The sequence below is a fragment of the Aquaspirillum soli genome (assembly GCF_054781915.1).
In genome coordinates this window covers 102745-127080 of the sequence record NZ_BAAGTM010000007.1, presented here as the reverse complement: position 1 = coordinate 127080, position 24336 = coordinate 102745, and the positions used below count along the sequence as shown (strand labels likewise).

Annotated in this window: 19 protein-coding genes and 1 riboswitch; of the genes, 9 read left to right on the top strand and 10 right to left on the bottom strand. The window is 52.5% G+C overall.

What is annotated here, in order from left to right; genetic code table 11:
* Positions 1–360 precede the first annotated feature (360 nt).
* The 3 genes from ACYVJG_RS08480 to ACYVJG_RS08470 form a co-directional block, all read right to left on the bottom strand.
* Entirely contained in the window at positions 361–1236 is an 876-nt protein-coding gene (locus tag ACYVJG_RS08480) for a hypothetical protein (protein WP_460430677.1), read from the bottom strand.
* A complete protein-coding gene (locus ACYVJG_RS08475) occupies positions 1166–2443 on the bottom strand; it encodes a beta strand repeat-containing protein (RefSeq protein ID WP_460430676.1) in 1278 nt (425 codons plus the stop codon). Before ACYVJG_RS08475 ends, ACYVJG_RS08480 begins: the two co-directional genes overlap by 71 nt.
* A 105-nt stretch (positions 2444–2548) precedes the next feature.
* Positions 2549–2851 carry a helix-turn-helix domain-containing protein gene (locus ACYVJG_RS08470; RefSeq protein ID WP_460430675.1) on the bottom strand — a complete coding sequence of 101 codons (303 nt, stop codon included), beginning with the start codon at positions 2849–2851 and terminating at the stop codon, positions 2549–2551.
* 76 nt (positions 2852–2927) lie between these two features.
* Between ACYVJG_RS08470 and ACYVJG_RS08465 the strand changes: the two genes are divergently transcribed.
* A complete protein-coding gene (locus tag ACYVJG_RS08465) occupies positions 2928–4127 on the top strand; it encodes a tyrosine-type recombinase/integrase (RefSeq protein ID WP_460430674.1) in 1200 nt (399 codons plus the stop codon).
* Positions 4128–4198: 71 nt separating this feature from the next.
* Here ACYVJG_RS08465 and fba read toward each other — a convergent pair whose 3' ends face one another.
* From fba to tkt, 5 genes are all read right to left on the bottom strand, one after another.
* A complete protein-coding gene (gene fba / locus ACYVJG_RS08460; RefSeq protein WP_022654281.1) occupies positions 4199–5263 on the bottom strand; it encodes a class II fructose-bisphosphate aldolase in 1065 nt (354 codons plus the stop codon).
* Positions 5264–5325: 62 nt separating this feature from the next.
* Positions 5326–5952 carry a LysE family translocator gene (locus tag ACYVJG_RS08455; protein ID WP_460430673.1) on the bottom strand — a complete coding sequence of 209 codons (627 nt, stop codon included), beginning with the start codon at positions 5950–5952 and terminating at the stop codon, positions 5326–5328.
* Positions 5953–5970: 18 nt separating this feature from the next.
* Positions 5971–7143 (bottom strand): phosphoglycerate kinase, encoded by a 1173-nt coding sequence (locus ACYVJG_RS08450; protein ID WP_460430672.1) that lies wholly within the window; start codon positions 7141–7143, stop codon positions 5971–5973.
* A 17-nt stretch (positions 7144–7160) separates the two neighbouring features.
* Positions 7161–8171, bottom strand: a complete 1011-nt coding sequence (gene gap / locus ACYVJG_RS08445; RefSeq protein ID WP_460430671.1) for a type I glyceraldehyde-3-phosphate dehydrogenase — start codon at positions 8169–8171, stop codon at positions 7161–7163.
* A gap of 70 nt (positions 8172–8241) precedes the next feature.
* Positions 8242–10227, bottom strand: a complete 1986-nt coding sequence (tkt, locus tag ACYVJG_RS08440) for a transketolase (protein ID WP_460430670.1) — start codon at positions 10225–10227, stop codon at positions 8242–8244.
* A 143-nt stretch (positions 10228–10370) separates the two neighbouring features.
* Between tkt and ACYVJG_RS08435 the strand changes: the two genes are divergently transcribed.
* Positions 10371–11147 (top strand): BPSS1780 family membrane protein, encoded by a 777-nt coding sequence (locus ACYVJG_RS08435; RefSeq protein WP_460430669.1) that lies wholly within the window; start codon positions 10371–10373, stop codon positions 11145–11147.
* Positions 11148–11149: 2 nt separating this feature from the next.
* On the opposite strand, the gene ACYVJG_RS08430 is transcribed toward ACYVJG_RS08435, so the two are convergent.
* Both ACYVJG_RS08430 and ACYVJG_RS08425 read right to left on the bottom strand, forming a co-directional pair.
* Positions 11150–12025, bottom strand: a complete 876-nt coding sequence (locus ACYVJG_RS08430; RefSeq protein ID WP_460430668.1) for a cobalamin-binding protein — start codon at positions 12023–12025, stop codon at positions 11150–11152.
* Positions 12025–13914: a TonB-dependent receptor domain-containing protein gene (locus tag ACYVJG_RS08425; RefSeq protein WP_460430667.1), complete on the bottom strand. Its 1890-nt coding sequence runs from the start codon at positions 13912–13914 to the stop codon at positions 12025–12027. The genes ACYVJG_RS08430 and ACYVJG_RS08425 overlap by 1 nt, the downstream gene beginning before the upstream one ends.
* A gap of 118 nt (positions 13915–14032) precedes the next feature.
* Positions 14033–14238: riboswitch (cobalamin riboswitch) on the bottom strand.
* 65 nt (positions 14239–14303) lie between these two features.
* Between ACYVJG_RS08425 and ACYVJG_RS08420 the strand changes: the two genes are divergently transcribed.
* From ACYVJG_RS08420 to trpD, 7 genes are all read left to right on the top strand, one after another.
* On the top strand, positions 14304–14753 hold the full coding sequence (locus ACYVJG_RS08420; RefSeq protein WP_460430666.1) for an OsmC family protein: 450 nt from the start codon (positions 14304–14306) through the stop codon (positions 14751–14753).
* Complete coding sequence (locus ACYVJG_RS08415; RefSeq protein WP_460430665.1) at positions 14750–16597, top strand: sensor histidine kinase; 1848 nt, start codon at positions 14750–14752, stop codon at positions 16595–16597. Before ACYVJG_RS08420 ends, ACYVJG_RS08415 begins: the two co-directional genes overlap by 4 nt.
* Before the next feature lie 102 nt (positions 16598–16699).
* On the top strand, positions 16700–17608 hold the full coding sequence (gene cysD / locus ACYVJG_RS08410; protein WP_460430664.1) for a sulfate adenylyltransferase subunit CysD: 909 nt from the start codon (positions 16700–16702) through the stop codon (positions 17606–17608).
* Entirely contained in the window at positions 17608–19023 is a 1416-nt protein-coding gene (cysN, locus tag ACYVJG_RS08405; protein WP_460430663.1) for a sulfate adenylyltransferase subunit CysN, read from the top strand. Before cysD ends, cysN begins: the two co-directional genes overlap by 1 nt.
* Positions 19024–19290: 267 nt before the next feature.
* On the top strand, positions 19291–22587 hold the full coding sequence (locus tag ACYVJG_RS08400) for a hypothetical protein (RefSeq protein ID WP_460430662.1): 3297 nt from the start codon (positions 19291–19293) through the stop codon (positions 22585–22587).
* A 128-nt stretch (positions 22588–22715) separates the two neighbouring features.
* Positions 22716–23300, top strand: a complete 585-nt coding sequence (locus ACYVJG_RS08395; protein ID WP_460430661.1) for an aminodeoxychorismate/anthranilate synthase component II — start codon at positions 22716–22718, stop codon at positions 23298–23300.
* Positions 23297–24334, top strand: coding sequence for an anthranilate phosphoribosyltransferase (gene trpD / locus ACYVJG_RS08390; RefSeq protein WP_460430660.1), 1038 nt, complete (start codon positions 23297–23299; stop codon positions 24332–24334). The genes ACYVJG_RS08395 and trpD overlap by 4 nt, the downstream gene beginning before the upstream one ends.
* Positions 24335–24336 lie beyond the last annotated feature (2 nt).

Genomic DNA, 24336 nt, shown 5'->3' with positions numbered 1-24336 from the left:
TCGGGCTTGGCGATGAGGTGAATCCGGGGGCTTAATCTACTTAACAAGGTCTGGCCTTAAGGGTGGGCTCAAGCTTCCACGGATTCGGGTGGTGATAGCTAATCACCACAAGAGACAAGATACAAGGGTGGGCACGGTTTTGTGCCCACGAAACCCACGCCGCCGAGGGGAATAAAAAAAACCGCCCCACCCAATTAAGGGCGAGGCGGTTCGTGTTACGTACGGCGATGTTTTGCCGTTTGCCGGTGTCGGTTTTGTTGGATTGCCAGATAGCCGGCATTCCAACGTTCACCGATTTGGTGGGCACAGAAACGTGCCCACCCTACCGGGCTACCATAGGGCAGGTGATTGATTATTACATTACACCACGGTAAGAACAGCACCAGTCGTGTAGGTGCTGGTAGCCAGGTCAACCAGGCCGGTGATTTTCACGATGTTGTCCCCTGTGCCAACGCTACCGATGTTGCCACCAGTGGCCAAGTCAGCGTAGACATAGGTGTTGCCACCGTACTGGAACCAAACCAACTGATCGGTACCAGCGCCCGTCGCCCCGTTGGCGATATCGAGAGCAGTTGCCAAGGAAGTCGCAGCACTGATGTCTTTCTTAGCACCCAAGGTACCAGCGGCAGCGATCGTGCCAGCCAAATCAATCACGTCCTCGGCAGCCAAGTCGGTAATCGTAACGATCGGCGACGTACCCGTCGATGCAGCAACAGCAAAAGTATCGTTACCGGCACCACCAGTCAGCGTTTGCGTGCTGGTCGCGATCGTGGTGATCGTATCAGCTGCAGAACCGCCCTTCACCGCCACACCAGCCGTTGCTGCAACTACGTTGGTCAAGCTGATGTTCAGCTTACCGGTAGCAGCAGAGCCATCGATGGAGGAAACGCCCACTGTGCCGTTCGTGGCGTTCACTTCACCAAAGTTAGCAGCGAATGCCAAATTCAGGTTCTGAGAGCCAGTCACAGTAACGGTACGAGCGGAAGTGTCCGCTCCGAGAGTCAGGCTGTTCCAGTTATTGGTTCCGCCAGACACAATGGTGAAGTTTTCGATGCCTGCCGCTGCAACGGTACCCATCTGCGAAGCCACAGCGCCAGCGGTAGTGCTGTTCGCTGCGGTCGGAACGGAAGTGTTACCCGTACCAGCGAAGGTGATGCTGTAAGCGTCAGAGGTGCCTGCAACGCCAGCTGCTGCAAACGTCAGCGTCAGGGGTACCCGCCGAGTTATCACCCACAAAGTTGTTGGTCAGCGACTGGGACTGGGTCAGACCAGTCAATGTTGCAGAGGCTGCACCATCCAGGGTCAAGCCGGTGATGCCGGTGATCAGGGATGCATCCAGGCCGGTACTGTTGGCAATCGACAGGTTTTCGAAGTTCTTGAACATTGCGGCATTGCCGGCGTTCACCAAACCCGAGGACAGAGAGTCGATGCCGTCACCACCATCGACCACCGTGGTCTTGCTTGCGGTCGAGGCTGCAATAGAGCCCGTGCCCAGCAGCTTATCGTTACCAGCACCCAGAGTGATGTTTGCGCCAGCGGCCAAGGCACCACCAACGGTGATGACATCGGCACCCGAACCACCCTTAACAGTAACACCAGTAGCAGCGGTATTGCTAACGGTAGCGGTAACGCCACCGCTGTTCGTGCTGGCATCCAGAGTAGTCAGATCGGCCTCCAAAGTGGAACCGTTCACCAAAGCAGAGGTGTCAGTCAGGTTCAGAGAACCGGTACCCGTAACGGTCAGGGTCTTGATGCCATTAGCGGCACCAATCGAGGTTGCATCAGAAACACCACCTGCCAGGGTCACAAAGTTGGAACCGGTCGCATTGATGGTGGCCGAAGTTGCGGTACCAGCGGCAGAAGCTGTTGCCAGCGTAGTGGTTTGGACAGCGGTTGCGGTACCAGCGTTGTTCACGTTGATGGTCACGCCACCAGTCACCTTGCCATCGGCATAGGTAACGGAAGTCGCGGCATTGGAACTGGTAACCGTAACGGCAGCGTTGCTTTGCACGCCAGTCACTGCAACGGCACCGGTGGAGGCGTTGTTTTGAACGGTAGCCAGGCCAGTAACGGCTGCTGCGTTGAAAGTAACGCCATTAGCAGTGCCAGTGGAGAGATTCTTGACCGAGAGGGTCTCGACGTTGGAGATGGAACCGAGCGTTTGCGTCAGCGCTATAGTGCTGTTTGCACCTGCAACCAACAGCGACAGGGTATCTGTGCCGCCGACGCCATCCAATACATCCGACACTTGGTAGGTGGAAGCCGCAGTGGCTGCCGCTGCTTCATTATTCACCAAGGCGCCGTTGATGGTGTCGTTGCCAGAGGTTCCGGTCAGGATATCCGCACCAGTAGTAGGTGAGGGAAAAAGTCTGGTAATTATTTTTCTTTTTATAATCATTAAGTTGTGATGGTTGTTTTGTGATTTAGGTGCTTTACCTACCAATATCCTACATAATTTTTGCTTTTTTATTTAGTTTTTGTTTTTTATCTTATTGTTTTTAAATGTATTTTCTGCAAGTTGGTAGGTCGATTTAACCTACCATATTCCTTATTCCTTCCCCTTTTCCTCCTTTCTTTTATGCGTTTGGCGTTCAGATTCTGCAATAGCTGATGCCGATGCAGTCAACGTGTAGCCTCCGATTGGCTGGTCATCAAGAATATGTATCCCCGCCTTGAGAAAAGCCTCTTTCAATTTAGAAAGCGTTGTGATTCTTGGGACAGCCATCCCACTTTCCAAACGTGCGATTGCCACGACAGAAACCCCTGATTGTTCTGCTAAATCAGGTTGAGACCAACCGAGTACAGCGCGTGCAGCCCTAATAGAAGATATTATTCTTATCTCTTGAGACATTTATTAACCTCATGTATGATTCTTTAAGACATCAAAAATGTCTATTAGCAATCTGTTGATATGTTCCGGAGGAATTATGCCGTCTGTACTTTTGTCTGTAAAAACATTGAGGAAGCTCGAATGTCCCAAAACAGCCAAGAAAGTCGATTTTTACGACCAAGGGTGTAAGGGATTGATGATAGAAGTACGCGCTTCCGGACAAAAAACTTGGTATTTGCGCTATCGGGATGAGCGCGGCAAACAGAGACAATTTCGTATTGCCAGTGAGCAAGATTTATCCCTTGAACAGGCTCGCAAACGGGCCGATGAACTCCGAGGACAAATTGCACTAGGCCAAGACCCCTCGATCAGAAAATCTGGTTTGCGGGTTGTGCCAACTTTTGAACAATTTGTTTATGAAAGATATTTACCTTTTATTCAAGGTTATAAAAGGTCATGGCAAACTGATGAATCCTTATTGAGAAATCATTTATTACCGATTTTTGGCAGGTTCTATTTGGATGAAATAAAAAAAGAAGATGTGATTGCAATACACCATAACCATCGGGCTAAAGGGGCCGCAGCTGGTTCGGCTAATCGTTTACTGATTATTATCCGATATATGTTTAACCTCGCCCTAAAATGGGAAATCTCTGGTGTGGTTAAAAACCCCACCGCAGGGATTCCAATGTTTGAAGAAAACAATAAGCTCGAGCGTTTTTTAACTAAAGAAGAAGTGTTTCGACTATATGAAACAGTCCGGCAAAGCGATAACACTATGCTCAAGTTTATTATTCCGATGCTCATTTTAACGGGAGCCAGAAAAAGAGAAGTGTTAGATGCCAAATGGGAAGATTTTGATGTTGAAAAACGTAGCTGGCGCATTCCAATTACCAAAGCAGGCAAGCCGCGCCACGTCCCTTTATCGGATGGTGCCTTGCAAATCCTTGCGGCTGTCCATGCCGATAGACAACAATGGCCGACAACACATCAAAACACCCCTTGGGTATTTGCCAACCCAAAAACAGCAAAACCCTATGTATCAATTTTTTATGCTTGGAATACCGCACGTAAAAAAGCAGGATTACCTGATGTCAGAATCCATGATTTACGTCATTCATTTGCCAGCTTTTTAATCAATAATGGCCGTAGCTTATATGAAGTGCAGAAACTTCTTGGTCATACTCAAATTATTACCACTCAACGGTATGCCCACCTAACACAAGATACTTTATTAGAAGCTGCCAATACCGCAACACAGGCGCTAAAAGGTTTAGTCAAACGAGAGTTTTTATAAATGAATAAACTCATGGTGCGTTGCCCCTTTGGGGTGACGCACCATGATTCCGCATTACACCACAGAGGGGATTAGCGAACGATTTGTGCTAACTCACCTTTGGCATAGCGGTTTGCCATCAGGTCGAGGTTGACGGGTTTAATTTTGCTTGCCATTCCTGCCGCGCCAAAAGCTTCATAGCGTGCGATGCAAATATCACGCATGGCATCGGTTGAGGCTTTCAGATACTTACGTGGGTCGAATTCGTTGGGGTGTTGAGCCAAGAAACGACGGATAGCACCGGTAGAAGCCAAGCGTAAATCGGTATCGATATTCACCTTACGCACGCCGTGTTTAATCCCCTCAACAATTTCTTCGACTGGCACACCGTAGGTTTCACCTAAATCGCCACCGAATTCGTTGATAATCTGCAACCACTCTTGCGGTACGCTGGAAGAACCGTGCATCACCAAGTGGGTGTTAGGAATACGGGCATGGATTTCTTTAATACGGTCAATGCGTAATACATCTCCGGTGGGCTTTTTGCTGAATTTATAAGCACCATGACTGGTGCCAATCGCAATTGCCAAGGCATCGACGCCGGTATCTTTGACAAATTGTGCGGCTTCTTCTGGGTCGGTCAATAACTGACTGTGATCCAACACGCCTTCCGCGCCCACACCATCTTCTTCACCCGCTTTACCGGTTTCCAAAGAGCCTAAACAGCCAATCTCGCCCTCTACCGATACCCCACAAGCGTGGGCAAAATTGACCACGGTGCGTGTGACATCGACGTTATAGGCATAGTCGGCAGGGGTTTTACCATCGGATTTCAGCGAGCCATCCATCATCACCGAACTAAAGCCGAGCTGGATCGAACGCTGGCAAACATCTGGGCTGGTGCCGTGGTCTTGGTGCATCACCACTGGAATATGAGGGAATTCTTCCACGGCTGCCAAAATCAAATGACGCAAGAACGGCGCACCTGCATACTTACGCGCACCTGCCGAGGCCTGCACAATCACCGGTGCATCGACTTTATCTGCGGCTTCCATGATGGCGCGCATTTGTTCGAGGTTGTTCACGTTAAAAGCGGGCAGGCCATAGCTGAATTCAGCCGCATGATCGAGAAGTTGACGCAGAGAGACGAGAGCCATCGGGCTACCTCCAAAAAGAAAACAGCGCGGCAGGCCGCGCTACAAAAAGAAAAGACTGCCAATCACTGTCTGCTCACACTGGTGAGCGCCACTCCAGCCACAGCAAAAGAACCACCCGCAAAACGATTGAGCCATTGTAGGCGCAAGGGAGTATTGAGCCAGCTTTTTAACTTGGCACCTCCGGTGGCATAGACGATTTGCCATGTGCTTTCGATGACAAAAAATGTTGCCGCTAAGATGGCCAGTTGCACCGATTGATCGGCTTGGGCATTCATAAACTGAGGGAAGAGGGCAGTGAAAAAAACAAACGCCTTCGGGTTGCTCATCGCGACGAGAAAGCCCGTGCGAAAACGCTGCCACGCGGTATCGATGACCGCTGCCGCTGTGCTTTCTTGCAAAGGACTAGCCGGTGCGCGCCATGTTTTAATGCCAAGCCACACCAAATAGGCTGCACCAGCATATTTCACCACCGAGAACAATAATTCCGAGGTCGCGAGCAAAGCGCCGAGTCCTAGGGCAGAACCACACATGATGATGCCCAAGGCCAATAACAAACCGGCTAAAGTGGGCAGGGTATGGCGCACGCCGTAGCGAATACCATGCGTCATCGCTAACAACATATTCGGGCCCGGCGTAGCCGAGACAAAAAACACCGTAGCGACATATAACAACCACGCATTGAGCGACATACCCTATCCTTATAACGCTTAGGCTCGTTCAGCTAACACGGCCACTGCGGGCAGTTGTTTGCCTTCGAGGAACTCCAAGAACGCACCACCTCCGGTCGAGATGTAGCTGATTTTATCGGTCACACCAAACTTAGCAATGGCTGCCAAGGTATCACCGCCACCGGCAATCGAGAAGGCTTTAGACTCGGCGATGGCGCGGGCCAAGGTTTCGGTGCCTTCGGCGAATTGATCGAACTCGAACACACCGACAGGCCCATTCCATACCACCGTGCCAGCTTGAGCCACAATATCAGCCAGTTGGGCGGCGGATTGTGGGCCGATGTCGAGAATCATGTCATTCTTGGTGACATCTTCTACCGGTTTGAGAGTGTCTTCTGCATTCTCAGAAAACTCCGGTGCAGTGACGACATCAACAGGCAACGGCACATTGCCACCACGGGCTTTGATCTTGGCAATCACTTTTTGTGCTTCTGCCACCAATTCTGGCTCGGCTAAGGATTTACCAATGCCATGACCTTCAGCCAATAAGAAGGTGTTGGCAATCCCGCCACCCACGATTAACTGATCGACCTTATCGGCCAACGATTCCAAAATGGTCAGCTTAGTCGAGACTTTCGAACCTGCCACAATTGCCACCAGTGGGCGAGCAGGGCTTTCTAAAGCGCGGCCTAAGGCGTCGAGTTCGGCTGCCAACAAGATACCAGCACATGCCACCGGCGCAAACTGCGCGACGGCATGGGTTGACGCTTCGGCGCGATGGGCGGTACCAAAGGCATCGTTGACAAAGATGTCGCACAGGTTGGCATACGCACGTCCTAAATCGGGGTTATTTTTCTTTTCCCCTTTGTTAAGACGCACGTTTTCTAACATCACCACATCGCCCGGATTGAGCGATAAGCCATTTTGCCAATCACTGACCACAGGCACGGTTTTACCCAACAAGCTGCCCAAGCGCGCAGCCACGGGGGCTAAGCTGTCTTCAGGCTTAGGCTCACCTTCGGTGGGGCGGCCTAAGTGGGTCATCAGAATCACTGCTGCGCCGTTATACAGGGCATGCTGAATTGAGGGCAGCGAAGCGCGGATCCGAGTGTCATCACCGATGGTGCCGTTTTTCACGGGCACGTTCATATCGACGCGAATCAACACTCGCTGGCCGGCGAGTGCCTGATCGGTTAGTTTCTTAAATTGCATAAGCTGTTGCCGCTTTCTTAGCAGTTAAACAGAGCACGGGCGGTGTTCAACATCTGGCACGAGAAGCCCCACTCGTTGTCATACCATGCCAATACTTTCACCATATTGCCATTGCTGACTTTGGTGAGGGTGCTGTCAAAGCAAGAGGCTTCGCTGCTGTGATTAAAGTCGGACGACACCAAAGGCAAGGTGTTATAGCCCAACACCCCTTTCATTGCGCCTTCGGCAGCGGCTTTGACGATTTCATTCACTTCGGCAACGTTGGTGTCACGACCGGCTTCAAACGTTAAATCCACCAACGAGACATTGATGGTTGGCACGCGCACCGCAAAGCCATCCAATTTGCCTTTCAGTTCTGGCAATACCAAACCAACAGCTTTGGCTGCGCCGGTTTTGGTTGGAATCATATTGTGAGTGGCGGAGCGTGCGCGGCGCAGGTCTTTATGGCGCACATCGGTTAACACTTGGTCATTGGTGAAAGCGTGGATGGTGGTCATCAGGCCTTTTTTGATACCCAAACCATCGTTCAACGCTTTGGCAACAGGTGCCAAGCAATTGGTGGTGCACGAAGCGTTCGACACCACAGTCATGTCGGCGGTGAGCACATCGTGGTTCACGCCATACACAATGGTCGCATCGACATCGTCGCCACCAGGGGCAGAAATCAAGACTTTTTTCGCGCCAGCATCAATGTGAGCTTGGCATTTTTCTTTGGTGGTGAAAGCGCCGGTACATTCCATCACCAAATCCACATTCAACGCTGCCCACGGTAATTCAGCAGGGTTACGGGTTGAGAAGAAAGGAATCACATCACCATTTACGATTAAATGGTTGTCGTCGTGGCTGATGGTGGCGTTAAAACGGCCGTGAACGGTGTCAAATTGGGTCAGGTGGGCGTTGGTTGCTAAATCACCAGAAGCATTGACTGCCACCACTTCAAACTCGTCGCGCAGGTTGTTTTCATAGATTGCACGTAATACTTGACGGCCAATACGGCCATAACCATTGATCGCTACACGGATCGCCATGTTTTTCTCCTGAGATAGTTGTGTTGTGTTGAGGTGCAATAATTGGCACCCCAACCTAGGCTGCTACGATTTACAGCACTGCTTTGACTGCTTTGACCACTGCGGCAGGGGTAATACCAAAATGCTCAAACAACACCGAGGCAGGTGCCGATTCACCAAAGGAATCAATCCCCACCACTTCGCCGGTCAAACCGACATATTTACGCCAGTAGTCGGTTACTCCTGCTTCGACGGCAACACGGGGTAAGTTTGGCGGCAACACCGCTTCGATATAACTGCGTGTTTGCTGATCAAACAAACGGGTACATGGCATCGACACTACCCGTACAGCCAAGCCTTCATCTGCCAGCTGTTGTTGTGCTTTCAGTGCCAATTCGACTTCGGAACCCGTTGCAATAATCACTGCCCGTGCTTCATCTGCATCACGCAACACATAACCACCGCGCTTAATGTCTTCGATTTGCGGCGCTTCACGTTGGATAAATGGCAAGTTTTGGCGGCTGAAAATCAAGGTGGACGGGCCATCTTGGCGAGCTAAGCTTTCACCCCAAGCGATCAAGGATTCAAGCGTATCGCATGGCCGCCATACGTTCATATTGGGAATCAAGCGCAGGGTTGCGATTTGCTCCACTGGCTGGTGGGTTGGGCCATCTTCACCCAGACCAATCGAGTCGTGAGTAAAGATAAACAACGGGTTAATTTTCATCAACGCCGCCATCCGCAAGGCATTGCGAGCGTATTCACTGAACATCAAGAACGTGGCACCAAACGGTTTTACCCCGCCGTGAAGGGCCATCCCGTTCATAATCGCTGCCATACCAAATTCGCGCACGCCATAGTGGACATAGTTGCCCGAGGTTTCACGCGAAATACTGCGGCTGGTTTTCCAATTGGTCAGGTTTGATGGGGTTAAATCAGCTGAACCACCGACCAATTCCGGCAAGACTTCGGCAAACACACCGATGGCATTTTGTGATGCTTTGCGGGTGGCGATGGTTTCTGCTTTGCTGTTAACCGCAGCAATCGCCGCTTCATAATGCGCTTGCCACTGGGCAGGTAATTCGCCTTGCATCCGGCGCTCAAATTCTGCAGCTAATTCAGGATGGGCATTGCGGTATGCAGCAAACAGGCTGTTCCATTCCGCTTCGGCAGCCGCACCTTGTGCACGGGCATCCCACTCAGCAGCGATGTCCGCTGGAATATCAAATGGGGCATGTGGCCATTGCAGCGCTTCGCGTGCAGCGGCAATTTCGGCTGCTCCCAAGGGCGCGCCATGCACATCATGCCCCCCCTCTTTATTGGGTGCACCCTTACCAATCACCGTACGGCAGCAAATCAAGGTCGGTTTGTTGCTGTCTGCTTTGGCTGCGTCAATCGCTTGCAATACGGCGTCGATATCATGACCATCCACCGCACGGATGACTTGCCAGCCATAGGCTTCAAAGCGCGCTGGCGTATCATCGGTAAACCAGCCTTCGACATCACCATCAATCGAGATGCCGTTGTCGTCATAGAAGGCAATCAGCTTACCCAAGCCCCAAGTTCCAGCCAATGAGCAGGCTTCGTGACTAATCCCTTCCATTAAACAGCCATCACCCAAGAACACATAAGTGTGGTGGTTGACGATAGGGAAGCCATCGCGGTTGAATTCATCGGCTAACAATCGTTCTGTCAGCGCCATCCCAACTGCGTTGCTAATCCCTTGCCCCAAGGGGCCGGTCGTGGTTTCAATGCCCGGGGCGTAACCATATTCAGGGTGGCCGGGGGTTTTGCTGTGCAGCTGGCGGAAGTTTTTTAAGTCTTCCCGTGACACGTCGTATCCTGTGAGATGCAACAGGCTATACAGCAACATGGAGCCATGGCCGTTGGACAACACAAACCGGTCACGGTCGGCCCATTGTGGGTGGCTTGGGTTGTGTTTGAGGTGATATTTCCACAGGGCAACGGCAATATCTGCCATCCCCATTGGCATTCCAGGGTGGCCAGAGTTGGCCTGTTGTACGGCATCCATGCTAAGAACACGGATGGCATTGGCGAGCTGTTTACGCATGAACATTTTCAGGAAAAGACCTTGCTTGTCGGGCGGGAAAGGGAAGAACGCAAAAAAGCGAGTAAAAAAATCATGCAATTATCGCCGATTGCTGCCATAGGCGGCAACCAGCGCAAGGATCTCAGTTTAATAAAATAAGGGTTTTCTTCATGACATCATTGCCTACGCCACCGACTTCGCCACAAACACAGACTTTGCGTGGCTGGTTTTGGATTCGCGATGCTTTTTTCTTACTTAAACAACAACCCAAAGCATGGCTGATGTTGGCAGGGTGCCATTTTCTGGTCAGTGCACTCATGCACTTTCTTCCCGGTATTGGTCAATTATTGGCTGTGTTGTGTGCTCCAGCGTTTCTCGCTGGGTTTTTATATGCTGCGGTTGGCCAACAAATGGGCATTCCTCCACGCTGGCAGCAATTGTTTGCCGGTTTCCGCCTACAGCCTGTACCGTTATTGACGGTAGGTGTCTATTACCTCGTAGGCATGGTGTTGGCCGCCATCGTGTTGGGAATTGGCCTTGGTATTTGGGGCCATTCAGTACCGGCAGAAAGCGATGCCCTATTACGTTCTGCACAATCGGTCGATGGCCAGATGACCGTATTGCTGATTGGGTTTTTGCTGTTCTTATTGCCAGTGGCGTTGGCCTATTGGTTAGCACCCGCTTTAGTGGTGTTTCAAGGACTACCGGCATTGCGGGCGATGTGGCTCAGTTTGTTGACTGCGTTAAAGCATTGGCCGGCGGTTTTATTGTATTTGGTGCTCATGGCTGCGTTGTTGGGGCTGGCGATTATTCCGTTTGGCCTTGGCTTACCTATTTGGTTACCCGTGGCACTGTTAACCGTGTTTACCGCTTACTGTGACTTATTCCAACAAGCTACCCCACAACCGATGGTGCCGGAACAAGATACCGCCCATTTTTTGGATTGATTTTACTGTTGGAAATGACTGCGTGCTTGTGCCAAGGCATGGCACAGCATTTTTGCTCCCTCCACCAAGCGTGGGCCCGGGCGACTGAGGGGGTCGGCAGGTAGGGAATAAAGTTGTTGCTGTTGGATGGCTGGTAGTTGCGGCCAACTTTGCCACTGTTGCAGCGTTGCGGTGTTCTCTCCCAAGGTAAGCATCACTTGGGGTTGGCGGCGCAACACCTGCTCAGGTAAAACAGGAAACGCATCTAACCCGACATCAGCAAACACATTACTGCCACCACAACCCCGCAGCAAATCGGATAGAAATTGTCTGCCGCCGATGGTCAGCAGTGGCCGTGCAGAAATTTGCACAAACACCGAAAGTCGCGGTTGTGCTGAGGCATAACGCTGTTGTAGTTGTTGCCACTGCTGTTGAAATTGTTGGGCGGCGTGTTGAGCTTGTGCGGTGGAACCGGCTAATTGGCCTAGGCGTAATAGGCTATCTGCTATAGCCTGCAACGAACGGGGTTCGCTGAGAAAGACGGATAAGCCTAACTGCCGCAAGCGTTCTGCATCCCGTTGTCCCTGCCCACTGCCCCATAACACCACCAAATCGGGGCGCAGTGCTAACACTTTCTCAAACTGGATACCGTTCACGCTGCTGACTTTCGGCAGCTTTGTTGCTGCTGCCGGAAAATCGCTCCACTCGCTGACCGCCACCACCTTTTGCCCTGCCCCGGCAGCAAACAGCAACTCTGTTGCATGAGGAGCAAGGCTGATGATGCGTTGGGCCGGTTGCGATAAACGCACCACGGCACCAGCATCATCTTTCACGGTGATGGGGTTGGCAGAGACAAAGCTGGCAGCGAATGCGGCCAGCCATAGCCATGAGATACGCATTAAGGTTGGTACTGAACGGCGGCAAAGACCGAACGACCGGCCGTTTGATAGCCAACATAATCGGTGTATTCACGATCAAATACATTATCTACCCGACCGTTGACTGACCATTGACGGTTAATCCGATATTCGGCAAACACGCTACCCAAAGCATATCCCCCTAAGCGACTGCGCGCAGCATTGTTTGCTGCACTGTAGCGATGACCCACCGCCCGCCATTCTGCACCGACTGATAAATCACCAAACTGATGTGCCACACTCAACGCCGCAAAACGCTGTGGGCGATAAGGCAAGAAACGGTCGCTGTCGGCATCTTTTGCTTGCAACCAGTTCAGATTGCCTTTCAACTGCCATTGGTCGAATTGCCATTGGCTGTCTAAGCTGACACCTTTAATCCGGGCCTGCCGCACATTCGCCATCGTGCCTTGGTAGGTGACTGGATCGGAAACGTAGCTAATCAAGTCTTTGATTTTTTTATCAAAGCCAGTTAAACGCGTTTGGCCATAGGCATTGCGATGTTCCAGAGCCAGCTCACGGTTATAAGCTTGTTCAGGACGCAAGTTTGGATTGCCGCGATAGCTGGCACTTGGCAAATCTTGGTAGAGATCGGCAAAGGTTGGTGCACGGTAGGCGGTGCCATATTGCGCTAATACACGCCATTCTGGATGCAGGCGATAGCCAAGACCAAACGAGCCTGTGGTTTTGCCGCCAAACTGTGAGTTGTCATCATGACGCAAAGAGGCTTGTACTGTTAACGCATCATAATTGGCTAAATAGCTGGCAAAGGCACTTTTCACGTGGCGTTGTTCTTCGGTAAAGCGCGAGCTTCCTTCCACCTCTTGTGTCAGATATTCCACCCCAGCATTGAGCTGTGCCTGACCCAAAGTGAGTTGATGCAACCATGTCCAACGTTGGTCGTGTGAACCAAATTGATTGTTACTGAGCGCAAAGCCACCGCGCACCCAATCGGGGGAACGTGAACGGCTATCGTACCAGTCGCGGCTATCCGCATAGGTTAACGTCGCTTGCCATTCATCACTGAAGCGGCTGGTAAACCAAGTGCTGAGTGTGGATTGACGGGTGTGGTTGCGATCATCAAATTGGTTGCCGGTGGCGGCGTCGTATTGGGTGTTGCTATGAATTTGCAGCGCCCGCAGGCCAATTTCATGACCACCATCGAATTGATGTTGCAGTGCCAACGATAGGCTTTGGCTGCGGCTACCGTCTTTATCGGGGTGATGGCTATAGCTGTTGCTGCGCGTCGTGGCCGAGAAACCCTCTGTTTCGCGTTGTGCGAGTGTTAAGGCATAACGGGTACGTTCACCGATTGTGCCTGCTGCGGATAAACGGTAAACCTGTTGACCATCCGAGCCAAAACCAGCGCTGGCGCTTAAACCTTTGCCATGCTGTTTGGTGAAAATCTGAATCACACCGCCAATGGCATCTGCCCCATAAATCCCTGACACTGGGCCGCGCACAATCTCAATGCGTTCAATTTGTTCTGGCGGCAATAAGTGCAACGGTGAGCCACCTGTCACAGCAGAAGCAACGCGTACACCATCGACTAACACCACGGTTTGGTTGGTATTTGTCCCACGCAAAAACAGACTGGTTGGTTGACCCGCACCGCCATTGCTGGTTAATACCACACCCGTTTGCCGCGCCAAAATCTCGGGCAAGGTTTGACCTGCCGCTTGGCGCAAGGCGGTTTCATCAATCACCGTGACATCATTGACCACCTGATGCAGCGGGCTGGCGCTACGAGTCGGGGTAATCACGACCACCTCTAACGCTGGCGTATTGTCTTCTGCCGATGGGGTTTGGGCATAAGCATGAGAAACCGCCAAGACTGAGGCGGTGAGCGTAAAACAGGAAACAGCTTTGAACATGAAAAAACACTCTTTGGTGAAATCACAACGTAAGAGTGCGAAGACGATCAGCAAGATACATTGCCTAAGGCAGTGGCTCGCGTTTCGCGCCCCGCGAAACTCTGTGGCAAACCGTGTCACACCGACACGGGCTCAGGCCGGTCTCCGGGCTTGGTTATCTCGTCGCTTCCCTTCCCATTTCGGTTTGAAACAGTGGTATGAAGCGGCGGTGTCATTATTGACTCACCTTACCGTTGCGGGGGCAGCGTCGGTTTTGCACCGACTTCCCGTTTCACCTACTGATGTCGTTTTGACATAGCAGACACCTGAACGACAGCGATTATAGCGGTCAAAAGCGTGGCTTGCCTGTGTTAGCATCGACAGCGCTGGTCTTTTTAAGGAGAAATAGCATGTCAGGTGATAGCATTGTTCGTGTTCAATTACAACAGAATGAAGGTTTTGAATTTCAAATTCATTTTGCTGAGCATTTACCCGCTTTAATTGCAGATGAACCCCCGCCCTTAGGCAAAGGCAATGGCCCAACGCCTGCTCAATTATTGATTGCTGGTGTAGCTAATTGTCTGTCTGACAGTCTGACTTTTGCGCTTGGTAAATACAAACAGCAGGCCGGCCCTCTGCGTACCGAAGCCGAAGCCACCATTGGCCGTAACGAGGACAATCGCCTGCGGATTTTGGCGATTCGTGTGCAACTACATCTGGCCGTGGCAGCCAGTGAAGTGGAACACCTCGACCGTATCCTGAGTCAGTTTGAAGGGTTTTGCACCGTGTCAGAAAGTGTGCGGCAGGGGATTCCCGTGGATATCAGCGTCTTTGACAATACCGGAACTCAGCTAAAGTGAAACTCCCGTTGTTGCGCCACGTTATCTTGCCTACCTTAATCATTTTGCTGATGTTCGGGTTTGGCTATGGCGGCTATCGCATTAGTGAGCGCAGCGGGATTCAGGCGTTGACCGAGAATGGTGAACGCCAACTTGAATTACATGCCCGAGCAGTCGAAAGCGAGATCAATCGCTATACCTACCTACCCAGTTTGCTCGAATTGGAGTCGGGCGTCAGTGATTTATTGCTGCGACCGTCCACCGAACGCCAACGCCAAGTCAATCATTATTTGCAAGGGTTGAATGCGCGTAGCGGCAGCCGAGTGACCTATGTGTTAGACCTGACTGGGCGTGTGTTGGCCACCAGTAATTGGAAAGATGCCGACAGCTATCAAGGGGAAGATTTATCGTTTCGCGCCTATTACCAAGATGCGGTTGTCGGTAAACAAGGCCGCTTTTATGGTATCGGTAGCACCATCGGCGAACCGGGTTACTACCTTGCTCATGGTCTGCGCCATCAAGGTCGGATTATCGGTGTGGGTGTGGTCAAAATCCGTTTAGAGGCACTAGAGGCACGTTGGCAAAAAGCACGGCTGGAAGCCTTCGTTACTGATGAAAATGGCATTATTATTTTATCCAGTGACCCCAAACGCCGTCTCAAAGCGGTGTATCCACTTTCTGATGAAAAACGGGAAGCCTTGGTGCGCAGCTTGCAATATCACTGGTGGACATTCACTGAACTCAACCCTGTTGAGCGGCTTCCTCTCGGGCCTGGGGTTGAACGTATTACCTTGCAGCGCAGTGCTGATGCAGAACAAGGTGAGACCAATACTGTAAGCTATTTGGCACAAACCCGCCGTCTCAGCGATACGCCGTGGGACTTGACCGTGTTGTCGCCGTTAGATGAAGTGCAACGCAATGCGGTCAGCCACGGCATGTTAGCTGCTGTATTGTTTGCTTTTATTGCCTTTTTTATGATCGCGTGGAATGAGCGGCGTAAAGTGTTGGCCACGCGCTTAGCGGCACGCGAAGCCCTACAAGCGGCAAACAATGAACTCGAACGCAAAATTGCTGAACGCACTGCCGATTTAGTCGCTAGCAATGCCCGTTTACGTGAAGAAATTCATGAACGGCGCCAAACTGAACATAATTTACGGCGTACCCAAGATGAGCTGGTGCAAGCGGGTAAGTTGGCTGTGATTGGCCAAATGTCGACCAGCATTGCCCATGAACTGAATCAACCTCTTGCTGCTTTGCGGACGTTATCGGGTAATACGATTCGCTTTTTAGAACGCGGTGCCCTTGATACTGCCACTACCAATTTACATACAATTAACGAGCTGGTTGATCGGATGGGGCGCATCACTGCCAGCTTGCGCGCTTTTGCTCGTCGATCAGGGGATGAAGGTGAAGCCGAAGTGGAACAGGCGATTGATGCGGCATTGTTTTTGTTGCATCCGCGCTTCGCAAGGACGCCTGTTAATTTACAACGCGCTTGTCCCAATGCGCGGCTGGCGATTGATCAAACTCGTCTTGAGCAAATTTTGGTGAATTTAATGGTCAATGCGCTTGATGCAATGGCAGAGCAGCATGAACGTCAACTGTGGTTGGCGGGGGAGGGGGAGCGCGACCGTTATCGCCTGATCGTGCAAGACAACGGCCCCGGTATTGCACCAGAGTTGCGCCATCATTTGTTTGAACCCTTCTTTACGACCAAGCCCGGTGAACATGGTCTCGGTTTGGGTCTAACGCTATCAGCCAGTCTAGCCGCCGCCGCTAAAGGCAGCCTCACCGTTGAACATCCTGCCGAAGGTGGGACTCGATTTGTCTTATCGTTACCGGTGTTAGCGGATGAACACACTTAATGCTTTTTCGTCATAACATATAGCTAAAAATACCAAAACAGTTCTTTATAGCGGTGTATGCTGGCAGGACTTTTGATTTCCGTTTGCGGAGAAATCGCTTTCATGTCCTCACACCGTCGTACCCACCTCAAACAACTCGAAGCCGAATCCATTCACATCATCCGTGAAGTCGCTGCCGAGTTCTCCAATCCAGTCATGCTCTACTCCATCGGCAAAGACTCCTCAGTCATGCTACACCTAGCACGCAAAGCCTTTGCCCCTGCCAAACCACCGTTTCCATTACTCCATGTAGACACCACATGGAAATTCCGCGACATGATTACCTTCCGGAATCAAATGGCAAAACAAGCCGGCATGGAGCTCATTGTCCATACCAATCAAGAAGGGTTAGCCGCCAATATCAACCCCTTCGATCATGGCAGTGCCAAATACACTGACATCATGAAAACCGACGCCCTCAAACAAGCACTAGATCAATATGGTTTTGATGCTGCCTTTGGTGGTGCGCGACGTGACGAAGAAAAATCACGCGCAAAAGAACGTGTCTACTCCTTCCGAGATCGCTTTCACCGTTGGGATCCCAAAAACCAACGCCCCGAGCTATGGAACCTATATAACGGTCGCGTCAACCGTGGAGAATCCATTCGCGTCTTCCCACTTTCAAACTGGACCGAACTCGACATCTGGCAATACATCTGGTTAGAAAACATCCCGATTGTCCCACTCTACCTCTCAGCCCCTCGCCCCGTCGTAGAACGGGATGGCATGCTGATCATGGTCGATGACGAACGCCTTCCCCTACGCGAAGGCGAAACCCCACAAATGAAATCAGTGCGTTTCCGCACCTTAGGCTGCTACCCCCTGACAGGCGCTGTCGAATCCCAAGCCACCACCCTGCCAGACATCATCCAAGAAATGTTATTGACCACCACTTCCGAACGCTCTGGCCGCGCTATCGATCACGATCAAGCCGGCTCAATGGAAAAGAAAAAACGCGAGGGCTATTTCTGATGTCTCACACCACCAACACCAGCACCAACCTATTGCAATCCGACATCATTGCCTATCTACGCCGTCACGAAGAAAAAGACCTGCTGCGTTTTATCACCTGTGGCAGTGTCGATGACGGTAAATCAACCCTAATTGGCCGACTCCTATACGACACCAAAGGCATTTTTGAAGACCAATTAGCCGCCGTAACCCGCGATAGCCGTGTTCACGGCACCACCGGCGACACACCCGACCTAGCTCTATTAGTCGATGGCCTACAATCAGAACGCGAACAAGGCATCACCATTGATGTCGCCTACCGCTACTTCTCCACCGACCGCCGTAAATTTATCATTGCCGACACCCCCGGCCACGAACAATACACACGCAACATGGCAACCGGCGCCTCAACTGCCAGCCTCGCCATCATCCTGATTGATGCCCGCTATGGCGTACAAGTACAAACCCGCCGCCACAGCTTTATCTGTGCCCTATTAGGCATCCGCCATTTTGTGATCGCAGTCAACAAAATGGACCTAGTCCAATTCTCACAAGAACGCTTCGACCACATCACCCAAGACTACCTACATTTCGCAGACAAACTCGGCGTCCGTGACATCCGCTTTGTCCCCCTCTCCGCACTCACCGGCGATAACGTCGCCCGTCCCAGCGAACACACACCTTGGTACCAAGGCCTACCACTCCTAGAAATCTTAGAAACTCTCGAAATCGACCGTGACGACAACCTCACCGACCTACGTTTCCCCGTCCAATATGTCAACCGTCCACACCTCGATTTTCGCGGATACTGTGGCACCTTAGCCGCCGGCACCATTCGCCCCGGCCAAAAAATCAAAGTCCTACCCTCTGGCAAACTCGCCACTGTCAAATCCATCCTTACATGGGAAGGTGAACTCAACCTCGCAACCGCCGGTGACGCCATCACCCTCACCTTGCAAGAAGAAATCGACATCTCCCGTGGCGATATTCTCGTCGCTGCCGAACAACACACCCATCTCGGACGCGCTTTTGCCGCCGATCTCGTCTGGATGCACGACCAACCACTCGACATCGGTAAACGCTACGACTTCAAACTAGGTACCAGCTTTAGCGGTGGCCGTATCCGCGCCATCGACTACCAAATCGATGTCAACTCCCTAGAACAACACCCAGCCCAACAACTCCCATTAAACGGCATCGCTCGCGTCGAAATCGAACTCGATAACCCCCTCGCCTTCGACGAATACCAACTCTGCCAAGCCACTGGCAGTTTCGTCGTCATCGATCGCCTCTCCAACGTCACCATCGGCGCAGGCATGATTCGTCAACCCCTACTCGACTCCTCTCTCCCACTCCAACACACACACACCAACACCCCTTTCGAACAAGATTTGAAAGCTCTAATCCAAAAACACTTTCCCCATTGGTGGCCTTGATTGACTGGGGGGGAGGCGAAAAATAAGAATAAAACCTAGAAAGCGAGATTATTTGATCTCGCTTTCTTTTTTTTATGAAAAAAATCAGCAAGCTACCACTTTCTTAGTAAATGAAAAAATCCCACAAAAATGCTTATGTTGTGATGAAAATCAAAGCTATACTGTGCAATTAAATAATAAATTTAATTGAATTGGCCGATTTAAAAAAACCAATTCCGCCTAGCACACATCACAGTACATGCAGCAGTTTTAGAGGGAGCGCACCACATGGCAGAGCAAAACGACAATGCGTCACATGACCACCAACTCAACGAAGAGCTAACTACGCTTGCTCGTGATGTGGGCGTTACCAATTTGGCCGAAGACGATTCAACACAAAACTTGGATACCTCGGCCCGTGACGAAGGGTTAGACCAGATTTTGATGAGTAAGCGCCAGTTAGAATCCAGCATTGAAATGGCGCAACTGGCGACCGGCTACACACCATCAGATAACAAGGTCCTGTCAGAAACTGCTTCCGCTGAAGCTGGTGTAACCACAGGTATTCGTGCTCAGGCTTCAACCCGTGGCACGACTTCGGCTTCGACCACAAATACCGAAACAGCCACAGCAGAACACACTGAGAGTGCGCAAGCTGTCGAGGCCAACAATCCAATACAGAATGAAGGGTTAGCAGGTGAGGTTGGTGAGGGGAATTTAGCAGCGCCTGCAGCAGCGCCTGCAGCTGCGGCTGCGTTTTCTGCGGCGACGACCACGACACCAGAGGCACCAGCACCTGTCGAGAATGTTGAGGTAACGACAGATACGCCAGCAACAACGGAAGAAGCGGTAACAGAAGAAACAACGGAGAATAGTGAAACTCCAACGCCTTCCACGCCTGTAACAGAACCTACCCCTGCCCCGACACCTCAGCCAGTGCCAACGCCTGAGCCAGCACCAACACCTGAGCCAGCACCAACACCTGAGCCAGCACCAACACCTGAGCCAGCACCAACACCTGAGCCAGCACCAACACCTGAGCCAGCGCCAACGCCTGAGCCAGCGCCAACGCCTGAGCCAGCACCGACACCTGAGCCAGCACCGACACCTGAGCCAGCACCAACACCTGAGCCAGCACCAACACCTGAGCCAGCACCAACACCTGAGCCAGCACCGACACCTGAGCCAGCACCAACACCTGAGCCAGCGCCAACGCCTGAGCCAGCACCAACGCCTGAGCCAGCACCAACGCCTGAGCCAGCACCAACGCCTGAGCCAGCACCAACACCTGAGCCAGCGCCAACGCCTGAGCCAGCACCAACGCCTGAGCCAGCACCAACGCCTGAGCCAGCACCAACGCCTGAGCCAGCACCAACACCTGAGCCAGCACCGACACCTGATAAAGGCGGTCCGCAAGGTAATAACGGTCACGGCAACGGCGACCAGAATGCACCGGGCAATTCCGGTGGGAACAACAACGCTGAGAACAGTGGTAACTCCGGCCAAGGCAACAGCGGTGGCGGCAACGGTAACCAAGGCGGCAACGGTAACCAAGGCGGCAACGGCAACCAAGGCGGCAACGGCAACCAAGGTGACAACGGCAACCAAGGCGGCAATGGCAACCAAGGTGACAACGGCAACCAAGGCGGCAACGGCAACCAAGGCGGCAACGGTAACCAAGGTGACAATGGCAACCAAGGCGGCAACGGCAACCAAGGCGGCAACGGCAACCAAGGCGGCAACGGCAACCAAGGCGGCAACAGCAACCAAGGCGGCAACAGCAACCAAGGCGGCAACAGCAACCAAGGTGGCAATGGCAACCAAGGTGGCAACGGCGGCCCGCAAGGCAATAACGGTCACGGCAACGGCGACCAGAATGCACCGGGCAATTCCGGTGGGAACAACAACGCCGAGAACAGTAGTAACTCCGGCCAAGGCAACAGCGGTGGCGGCAACGGCAACCAAGGCAGCAACGGCGGCCCACAAGGTAACAACGGTTTTGGCAATGGTGACCAAACCGCCCCTGGTGGTTCTGGCCCCAATAACAATGCTGAGAACAGTACCGGCAGTAATACCGGTGGTGGTCAAGGTGGCAATGGCAACCAAGGCGGCAACGGCGGTCCGCAAGGTAATAACGGTCACGGCAACGGCGATCAGGATGCCCCTGGCAACTCACTCGATAACAACAACACCGAGAACAGCGAAAACTCTGGCGCTGGCAACAGCGGCGGCGGCAACGGTAACCAAGGCGGCAACAGCAACCAAGGTGGCAATGGCAACCAAGGCGGCAATGGCAACCAAGGCGGCAACGGCAACCAAGGTGGCAACGGCAACCAAGGTGGCAACGGCAACCCGCAAGGCAATAACGGCTTTGGCAATGGTGACCAAACCGCCCCTGGTGGTTCTGGCCCCAATAACAATGCTGAGAACAGCACCGGCAGTAATACCGGTGGTGGTCAAGGTGGCAACAGCAACCAAGGTGGCAACGGCGGTCCGCAAGGCAACAATGGTCACGGCAACGGCGATCAGGATGCCCCTGGCAACTCACTCGATAACAACAACGCTGAGAACAGCGAAAACTCTGGCGCTGGCAACAGCGGCGGCGGTGTAAGCACCGGCGGTTCCGGTGGCAACGGCGGCCCGCAAGGCAACAATGGTCACGGCAACGGCGATCAGGATGCCCCTGGCAACTCACTCGATAACAACAACGCCGAGAACAGCGAAAACTCTGGCGCTGGCAACAGCGGTGGCGGTGTAAGCACTGGCGGTTCCGGTGGTAACGGCGGCCCGCAAGGCAACAACGGTCATGGCAACGGCGATCAGGATGCCCCTGGCAACTCACTCGATAACAACAACGCCGAGAACAGCGAAAACTCTGGCGCTGGCAACAGCGGCGGCGGTGTAAGCACTGGCGGTTCCGGTGGTAACGGCGGCCCGCAAGGCAACAACGGTCATGGCAACGGCGATCAGGATGCCCCTGGCAACTCACTCGATAACAACAACGCCGAGAACAGCGAAAACTCTGGCGCTGGCAACAGCGGTGGCGGTGTAAGCACCGGCGGTTCCGGTGGTAACGGCGGCCCGCAAGGCAATAACGGTCACGGCAACGGCGATCAGGATGCCCCTGGCAACTCACTCGATAACAACAACGCCGAGAACAGCGAAAACTCTGGCGCTGGCAACAGCGGCGGCGGTGTAAGCACCGGCGGTTCCGGTGGTAACGGCGGCCCGCAAGGCAACAACGGTCATGGCAACGGCGATCAGGATGCCCCTGGCAACTCACTCGATAACAACAACGCCGAGAACAGCGAAAACTCTGGCGATGGCAACAGCGGTGGCAGTGGCCAATCTGATGGCAAGACCTTTGAAGAGCTCGTACAACAGGCAGGTGATGAAGCAGAGCATGCAGCCGATGTCACAGGTTTTAACCAAGCTGCCACCGGCTCAGCTACCACACAAGGCGGCAGCGGTGACGATCCTCCATCAAGTGGCGATCTTGGGTTGAGCGATCCTGTCTTTGGGGATGCCTCTGGATTCTCTCCCCAACAAGACGATACCCAGCAACCAGACATGCTCGTACTGTAAAACCATCAAGCCTGTTCCCTAAACCACGCGCCCCCTCCTCGGGGCGCGTTTTTTTGTTTATCCCCCGCCTAAACTACGCCAAAATAGCACCTGCTTCCCGATATCCTCTCTATACAGGAATCCACCTTATGCTGTTAATGATTGATAACTATGACTCTTTTACCTACAACATCGTGCAATACTTTGGCGAGTTGGGACAAGAAGTTCAGGTCTATCGCAACGATGAAATTACCCTCGACCAAATCGCTGCCCTCAAGCCGCAATACTTAGTCTTATCCCCCGGCCCTTGCACACCGAATGAAGCAGGCATTTCATTAGCTGCTATTGAACGGTTTGCTGGGGAGATTCCTATTCTCGGTGTGTGTTTAGGTCACCAATCCATTGGCCAAGCCTTTGGTGGAAAAATCATCCACGCCAAACAACTGATGCACGGCAAAACCTCTCCCGTACACCACCTTAACCAAGGTGTGTTTGAAGGATTGCCCAATCCGGTCACTTGCACGCGCTATCACTCTTTAGTCATTGAACGCGAGAGCCTACCCGATTGCCTTACCATTACCGCTTGGACCGATGATGGTGAAATCATGGGCGTTCGCCACAAAACGCTACCGATTGAGGGGGTACAGTTTCACCCTGAATCCATCCTGACCGAGCATGGCCACGCCATGTTGAATCACTTTTTGCGTGAATTTGCCGGAGTTGTTGCAGCATGATTACCCCCCACGCCGCCCTGAATCGTCTCATTGATGGTAACGAACTGTTTTATGATGAAATGCTGTCGCTGATGCGGCAGATTATGAGTGGCCAAGTGGCTGCGACCCAAATTGCCGCTATTTTGATCGGTTTGCGGGTTAAAGTAGAAAGCGTGTCGGAAATTGCCGCTGCAGCGACGGTGATGCGCGAATTTGCCACCCAAGTCCCGGTTGCCACCACCGAAGGATTAGTTGATACCTGCGGTACCGGTGGCGATGGTGCCCATACCTTTAATATCTCTACCACCGCTGCTTTTGTGGCGGCAGCAGCCGGCGCCAAAGTTGCAAAACATGGTGGGCGTTCGGTGTCGTCCAGCTCGGGGAGTGCCGATGTGCTCGAGGCGTTGGGGGTGGCGCTTAACCTCACCCCTGCGGCTGTAGGTCAGTGTATTGATCAATTAGGGGTAGGTTTTATGTTTGCCCCAAACCACCACACCGCGATGAAATATGTCGCCCCTGTGCGACGAGAACTGGGTGTGCGAACTCTGTTTAACATCCTCGGCCCGCTGACCAATCCTGCACACGCCCCCAATCAGGTGATGGGCGTATTCCATCCTGATTTAGTGGGGATTCAATGTCGGGTGCTAAAACAATTGGGCAGCCGCCATGTGTTGATTGTGCATGGCCGTGATGGTTTGGATGAAATCAGCTTGTGTGCTCCAACGCTGATTGCCGAGCTGAAAAACGGTGAGATTGAGCAATATGAATTTCACCCACAAAGCCTCGGGTTTGAATTGTGCTCGGCCCATGATTTACGCGCCGATAGTGCAGAACAATCGAAGGCAATGTTGTTGGCTGTGCTCGACAATCAAGCCGGCCCAGCGCGTGATATTGTGCTGCTCAATGCAGCGGCAGCCTTATATGTGTCTGGGGTTGCTACTTCCTTGGCTGACGGCGTAGCGCGTGCCCGAGACGTGTTAGCCTCTGGCGCCGCTAAACAACGGCTGCAAGCCTTGGTTGATCTATCCCAATCCCTCGCCCCTCGCCCAGCATAAGG